We start from the raw sequence: 6,334 nt of genomic DNA on the forward strand, positions 1-6,334 counted from the left end.
ACATAAATCTTTATATAGTGGTAAGGCCACTGTATGTATGCGCTGGCGATAACCTATGAATGATGAAGAAATGGATATTTTTTGGAGGCTGAAGCGTTTAGAGGAAAAGAAAAAGCTAATTCAAGAGCGATTTACAAACAATAGTGAACCTGTAAAGCATTCTGCACCCAGAAAATCAGCAAGTAATGATAGAACATCAAGTTATTCTATACCAGAGATTCGTTCTAATACTTTTTATCAAGCTTATAAAGAAAAACATGACCGAGTTTTAAGGAGACGTCCAGATCCTGACCCGGTCAATGAAGTATCTCAGAAAGTACCTGTAACTGAGAAACAAAGAACGACGAACATTGATAATAAAAATAGAAAAAACTTTACTTTGAAACCTGATATAAACTGGTTTAAAGTTTCTGTTGTTCTCTCTCTTCTTCTCTCAGTTGTTGTAGTGACTTCTTTTTCACTTTATGGTGCTAATAGGCAAATAGACACAAATCTAGGCACAAAAGAATCTTACATATTTGAACTTGAAAAGCAGAATCAGACGCTTTTAAAGGAAAATTTAACGCTAAAGGAATTAAACGACAGCCTTAACCTGAGAAATGATATGTTAAGAGACCAGTTAGTAGAAGCAAGAAACTCTATGTATAAACTTCAGAGCACTTACCAAAACCAATTGATTAATGAAGAGTATGCCATGTTCCTGGCCCTAGAATTTGTAAATAATCAGGCAAGTAAGAACCTACCTGTAGAGTGTGGAACAACAACTCCTCAAGTTGTAAGGGTATACTACGAAAAGGCAACTATTAACAAAATCAATAAAACTTTTGAAATAACTATGCCATGTGACCTAAAATATCAATCTGTTACAAGATACAATTGCTACATAGAAATGGATGAGTCAGGGAATATAATCCACTGGAACTGGCAAAAACCTTCTTAACAAGAATCCGATATTATCTCAAAATCTGATTCTCCATATTTCAGATTTTTTAATTCTTCCTCTGTGAGTGATTCCTTTATGGCCTTATCAGATGCAATCGCACTGTAACCCAGAGGATCTTCTAATATTATACAGACAGTTTCTTCGCCTTCAATTAGCTTATTTATTCTATCAATTAGTTCTTGGCCGTTCTTTTTTTCTTCATCTTGCCCCATCTTCATGCCCATACTGATAACCTTTGATATTCTGGAAAGAAGTCCCTCCACGTTACTTATATAGCCCTCAGATAAAGGTCCAGGTTCAACGATTACACCAAGTTCAGGGATCTTGATGGTGCAGGTGCTAGATTTGACAATTCTTATACTCACATCACATGCAGATTCAACATTTAAAGAATATCTTGATGGTTCTTTCAACTCTATGGGCATAATGTCTGCTCTTCTGTAACCACAGTTACTACAAAGAATAGTAAAATCTAGAACTTCTCCAAAATAGGGGATAGAAATAACAGTATTGTTAACCCTAAGAGTCTTCTTATTGCACGACGGACAATAATCGCATTCTACGTTCTCATTATTCATGTGATCTTACAATCTTGACAGATGCAGGGGCTATTAAAATCTTTCGCTCACTAATGCCAGCTATATCCCCGCCAATACCTCTTAGGATTCCTTTGATCTGATCAACGGCCCTCTTAAGTTCAAGCGGTTCCCTTTCTGCCAAAAGACCGATATCAACTATTAGAATATGTCCCTCTGAGAGTTGTTTAGAAATATCCCTTATATCCCCAAGGCCTCTTAGCTTCAAAGATTTTACATAAACGACTCCATAATCCATGAAATCGTTTCTCTTAAGTACCTCTTCTTCGTAAGGAATTGATTCTACTTCTCTAATAGCCCTAGGTGACTCTGACTTTTCGCCTTCAGCCCATGATTCGTCTTCCGCATACTCATCGTCTTGATAATATTCTTCAGGATAGTAGTTTTCATCGTACTCGCCGTAGTCCTGACTATCGTCCCTACCAAACAGTTTATTGAGTCTTCTCATAACACCATCTCCTTCTGGAGCCCATATTAATCATTAATATTAACGCTAGCTATTAATATGTAACTAACCCTTTTTATAGTTTTCGCTTACAACAGCAGTTAAAAAAGTTTAACTATTGTTAAACAATAGTTATTATCTATTTTTTTTCTAATTTTTTTGATTGTGTGTATGCACATTTCCCACATACAAATCTGTCCTTGTGGTCGGCCATAAATGTGCCAGGACCGCATCTGGGGCAGTAAGGGTTCTTCTTAATTACTTTGTCTCCTTCAACAGTGTACATTGATGGCATTAATTTTCCTCCTTCTCCACAATCAAGCCGTTTCTTTTCAATATATGTTTCTGTTCGACCTTCATCAGAGTTTTCGTGTCACTGTATACGAATATCTTAGCAACGGATTCTTCCTTACCATATCCAGTTTCAATGGATCTTACTACAAAGGAATCCATTTTGAAGCTCTTTAAAGCAGACAACTTATCTCTAACTTCTGATACCTTAGGAGTTCCACCATCATGAATTACCTTAACTTCTAATTCTTTTCTGTTGAATAGTGGGTTTTCTCTCTCGTTTACGATCGTTAATTCCATAGATCTCCCTCCATCTCATTCAAATATCCTGATATCTCCTTTTTTTTATTTTCTGTTACTTCAATAATCACAACTCCCCTCTCGGGCTGACCATAAAGTACTACAGTATCCCCATCTCCGTGGAGAACTGCAGGCATAACTGCCAAATCTTCTTCTCCCTCTACCAATATTTTTTTAAACCTTTTGGTCCTGTCCTTAAAAAATCTCTCAATAGCCACCCAAAGCTCTCCTGTAATCTCTGATTGAGGATTTTCAACTGTAACTGTGTTATCACACTCAATACAATCGTCTATTTCGGCTCTTAAGTTCCTTCCATCAACAATTACAAGCTCTGGAATAAATCCGTGATCAATAAGATTGTGAGAAATAACGTCCCCGACGGATATTACTCTCTTATCTTGTATCAAGGGCAAGACTTTATCTATAACAGATTCAGTATCGCCTTCAATAAGAAGTCCCATAGGAGATTTTAGTTTCAATCTCAATTCTTCTGTGAGAACAAGAGCCATCTCTATGCTTCATCCCCTAACCTTTAGGGCATAGGCACCAGGAACATTGACTCCAATGGTCTTGGCTATCTTTGATTTTTCTGGATCAATTATTACGACAATGCCGCTCCAGTTGTCAGTAGTTTTGTCATCCTTGCACACTGGGCACATGCTTTCATTTAGAATTCTCTGGCATTTCTGACACGCTACTCTCATTTTATCCCTCTTTCTTTTCCTCTGCTATCCATTCAAACTTTCCTAGGTAAGGCTGTCTCATTGTAAGCCCAATCTTTGCAGAACCCCTCTTTAGGGAAAGTGTTACAATCCTTCCCCGTATCTTGTCGCCTGTCTTTAGGATCCTTCCACTTTCTTTACCTGAAAGAGTATTATTTTTCTTATCGTAATTTATGAAATCGTTTGTAAGCTGAGATACGTGGACAAGCCCATCTATGGGCCCAAGCCTTACAAAAGCTCCAAACTCAGTTACTTCTTCAACTTCTCCTTCAATAACTTCGTAAAGTTTTGGAAGATAGACTAGCGCCTCAAACACTGTGTCATAATAGGCGCTGCCATCGCCAGGCACAATCTTTCCATCCCCAATTTCAATGATATTGTGAATAGCAAGGATAAATCCAAGGTCTTTATCCCAGGTCCCTTCATACTGTCCCTGAAGGATTTCGACTATGGATCTGTTAAGTTCCTCGCCAAATTTATTGGGCGGGACCCTTGCAGTATCCCTAATCTGTATAACTTTAAACATAATATGGCCACCTTAGAATATATGGTGAAATTGGTCCAAGTATATTTAAGTGTTTCTAAAAGCTTTTAACCTCTAAAATCTTAATTATTTCATGTTTTCTGCCACTCTCGTTGAAAATAGGGCCATAATCGATGACCAAGATGCAGTAAGTAAGGTCCACAGAAAAAGAGGATTTGGGGAGCTCATAGATAAAAAATTGTACCTGACAGTTGTCGAGGCACTGTACCTTTCAGAGAGGGGATTGATAAAAGTCATATCAGATAATAAAGAGATATCTTTCGAAGAGCTACTAAAGCTTGGGAGTAGTGAAGAGAATCTCTTTGGGAAGTATGTTGTCTTTAAAGACCTAAAAGAAAAGGGTTACCACGTAAAGACAGCATTCAAGTATGGGTGCGCTTTTCGTATTTATCGTGGATCAATAGAAGAGGAGCATGCAGATTATATAATAGATGTTTTCATGGAAGGGGAAAAGATAGATGCTAATATACTTGCTGCCCATGTTAGGATAGCCCATTCTGTGAAAAAAGATATGATTTTTGCTTTTGTTGATACAGACAATGATATTACATATTACCATGTTAAAAGGGTGACTTTCTAACCAAAAATTTTAAAACATAAACTCAAGAAAACTATTTAGGTGAATTATTTGAAGGTTATGAAGGAAAGGTGTCTTCTATGCACTTGTTGTGCATCTGTATGCCCTAACAATAGCATTGATATTACTGAAAATGAAGTTATCTTCAACGAAAATTGCACAGATTGTAAGATCTGTGTAAAATCATGTCCTGTGGGGGCGTTAGAATGAAGAACTACAAGTGCGATATTTTAATTGTTGGTGCGGGACCTGCAGGAAGTAACGCTGCAAGGTACGCAGCAAAGGGTGCCAATGTCCTCGTTATAGAAAAGAAAAAGGAGATTGGAGGGCCTGTCCAGTGTGCTGAGGGTATTTCCCAAGGACTCTTTGAAAAGCTTGAGATGAAACAGGACAGCAGGTATGTATCTACTAATATCGAGTTTGTCAAACTAATCGCTCCAAATGGAACTGAGATTAGGCTAGACGGTGAGAAGGTAAAATACTGGAAGAGCGGTATGGTTCTTGATAGGGAAGTTTTTGACAAAGCTATTGCAAAGGAAGCTGCAAGAAACGGCGCAGACTTTTTAATGAAGACACGATTTGTTTCAGCAAAAAGGAATTCTAAAGGTGTCACAGTACAAGCAAAACAGATGAACGAAGATATTCAAATTGATGCCAAAGTAATCATCGGTGCAGACGGTCCCCCTTCGATAGTTGCAAGATCATTAGGCATGGACACAACTGTTCCGTTAAGGTACCTTGAGTCTGGAATACAGTACCTTATGATGCCAATGGAAATTGAGCCTTGCATCGAGCTTTACTTTGGGGACTGTTATGCGCCTGGAGGGTATTCTTGGGTATTCCCGAAGGGAGAAGATCAAGCAAACGTAGGTCTTGGAGTCCTTCCAGTAAAGGCAGGACAAAAAACTGCACAATATTATTTGGACAAGTTTATCGAAAGACCCAGATTCAAAAAGGCAAAGATAGTGGAAGTTAATGCAGGTGCAATACCTGTCAACGGACCATTAAAAGAGCCTTATATGGACAACCTTTTACTTGCAGGAGATGCTGGAAGATTTGTAAATCCACTTACAGGCGGAGGAATTCACACAGCAATTATAACAGGAAAGCATGCAGGAGAACTTGCAGCTGAAGCAATCGCCAAAGAAGATTATACATCTAACTTCTTGAAAAAATACAATGACATGTGGAAGTCTGACATCTACGATGAACTTGATAAGTGCCTTAAGGCGCAGGAAGCATTCATGAATCTAAATGAAAAGGACTTAGATGCAATCGCTGAAACATTAAAAGATCTAAAGCTTGAAACAATTTCCACAATAAGCGTCCTAAAGGCAATAGTTGCAAAGAATCCTGGGCTTTTATTTAAACTTGGAAAGTTCCTGTAATTTTTTTATTAATTTTCTCTTTCTTTAATCAATAAATCTTCATTCTATAGCTTTTTTTGGTATTGTATACTTGCATGATTCTGCACCCATAGCGATACATTCTACTTCTTTGACTTCATACTCTTTTCCAGTAGCCCACTTCATCATGCTTCGCCAAAATCCAACAGGTGGCCAGCATAAACATTGAGTCGACTTATGATTCCCACAATAGAAGCAGTTCTGTATTTCTATATTAAAGGCATCATCAGTTTCAGTCATAATATGTGGCACTCCATAAAGGTTTTCACTTTCCTTTAATACTTTTTTTAAGATGAATCTAGTCTTTCCTTCATCGTTCATAAACTTAGTTGCAAACCCAGCAAGTCCAAAAAGAGTTGGCTTTGATTCAACTGCATAATCAAATGTTAGTTTTCCCCATCTCATCAATAGCGGCCTTGCAGCCTTTTCCCCAAATAGGTCGATGACAGCGCCCATTGCACTTTTGAATTTCTCCATATCTAAAGTTGGCGTGTCATCATCCGGAGGAGG

The 6,334-nt window shown here is 38.0% G+C and carries 12 protein-coding genes; 4 read left to right on the forward strand and 8 right to left on the reverse strand.

Annotation, left to right across the window (positions count from 1 at the left end; translation table 11 throughout):
* Positions 1 to 55 precede the first annotated feature (55 nt).
* Entirely contained in the window at positions 56 to 940 is an 885-nt protein-coding gene (locus tag KO464_04875) for a hypothetical protein (GenBank protein MCC7572704.1), read from the forward strand.
* Here KO464_04875 and KO464_04880 read toward each other — a convergent pair.
* The 7 genes from KO464_04880 to KO464_04910 form a co-directional block, all read right to left on the reverse strand.
* Positions 937 to 1,521: a ZPR1 zinc finger domain-containing protein gene (locus KO464_04880; protein MCC7572705.1), complete on the reverse strand. Its 585-nt coding sequence runs from the start codon at positions 1,519 to 1,521 to the stop codon at positions 937 to 939. The genes KO464_04875 and KO464_04880 overlap by 4 nt on opposite strands.
* On the reverse strand, positions 1,514 to 1,987 hold the full coding sequence (sepF, locus tag KO464_04885) for a cell division protein SepF (GenBank protein MCC7572706.1): 474 nt from the start codon (positions 1,985 to 1,987) through the stop codon (positions 1,514 to 1,516). The genes KO464_04880 and sepF overlap by 8 nt, the downstream gene beginning before the upstream one ends.
* Before the next feature lie 136 nt (positions 1,988 to 2,123).
* The gene (locus KO464_04890; protein MCC7572707.1) at positions 2,124 to 2,279 is read right to left on the reverse strand and encodes a 30S ribosomal protein S27ae; all 156 of its coding nucleotides are present in this window, start codon (positions 2,277 to 2,279) and stop codon (positions 2,124 to 2,126) included.
* A complete protein-coding gene (rps24e, locus tag KO464_04895; GenBank protein MCC7572708.1) occupies positions 2,279 to 2,575 on the reverse strand; it encodes a 30S ribosomal protein S24e in 297 nt (98 codons plus the stop codon). The genes KO464_04890 and rps24e overlap by 1 nt, the downstream gene beginning before the upstream one ends.
* Complete coding sequence (locus KO464_04900; protein ID MCC7572709.1) at positions 2,566 to 3,084, reverse strand: DUF359 domain-containing protein; 519 nt, start codon at positions 3,082 to 3,084, stop codon at positions 2,566 to 2,568. Before KO464_04900 ends, rps24e begins: the two co-directional genes overlap by 10 nt.
* A gap of 9 nt (positions 3,085 to 3,093) precedes the next feature.
* Positions 3,094 to 3,279, reverse strand: a complete 186-nt coding sequence (locus KO464_04905) for a DNA-directed RNA polymerase, subunit E'' (protein MCC7572710.1) — start codon at positions 3,277 to 3,279, stop codon at positions 3,094 to 3,096.
* 1 nt (position 3,280) lies between these two features.
* A complete protein-coding gene (locus tag KO464_04910; protein MCC7572711.1) occupies positions 3,281 to 3,823 on the reverse strand; it encodes a DNA-directed RNA polymerase in 543 nt (180 codons plus the stop codon).
* A gap of 91 nt (positions 3,824 to 3,914) precedes the next feature.
* Between KO464_04910 and endA the strand changes: the two genes are divergently transcribed.
* The 3 genes from endA to KO464_04925 are packed head-to-tail and all read left to right on the forward strand — an operon-like array spanning position 3,915 to position 5,806.
* Complete coding sequence (gene endA / locus KO464_04915; protein MCC7572712.1) at positions 3,915 to 4,421, forward strand: tRNA-intron lyase; 507 nt, start codon at positions 3,915 to 3,917, stop codon at positions 4,419 to 4,421.
* 57 nt (positions 4,422 to 4,478) lie between these two features.
* Positions 4,479 to 4,628, forward strand: coding sequence for a 4Fe-4S binding protein (locus KO464_04920; GenBank protein ID MCC7572713.1), 150 nt, complete (start codon positions 4,479 to 4,481; stop codon positions 4,626 to 4,628).
* Entirely contained in the window at positions 4,625 to 5,806 is a 1,182-nt protein-coding gene (locus tag KO464_04925) for an NAD(P)/FAD-dependent oxidoreductase (GenBank protein MCC7572714.1), read from the forward strand. The genes KO464_04920 and KO464_04925 overlap by 4 nt, the downstream gene beginning before the upstream one ends.
* 39 nt (positions 5,807 to 5,845) lie before the next feature.
* Here KO464_04925 and KO464_04930 read toward each other — a convergent pair.
* A partial coding sequence (locus tag KO464_04930) for a 4-vinyl reductase (protein MCC7572715.1) occupies positions 5,846 to 6,334 on the reverse strand: 489 nt, incomplete at its 5' end.

Origin of the sequence: Methanofastidiosum sp., from assembly GCA_020854815.1 — an archaeon.
GTDB lineage: Archaea > Methanobacteriota_B > Thermococci > Methanofastidiosales > Methanofastidiosaceae > Methanofastidiosum.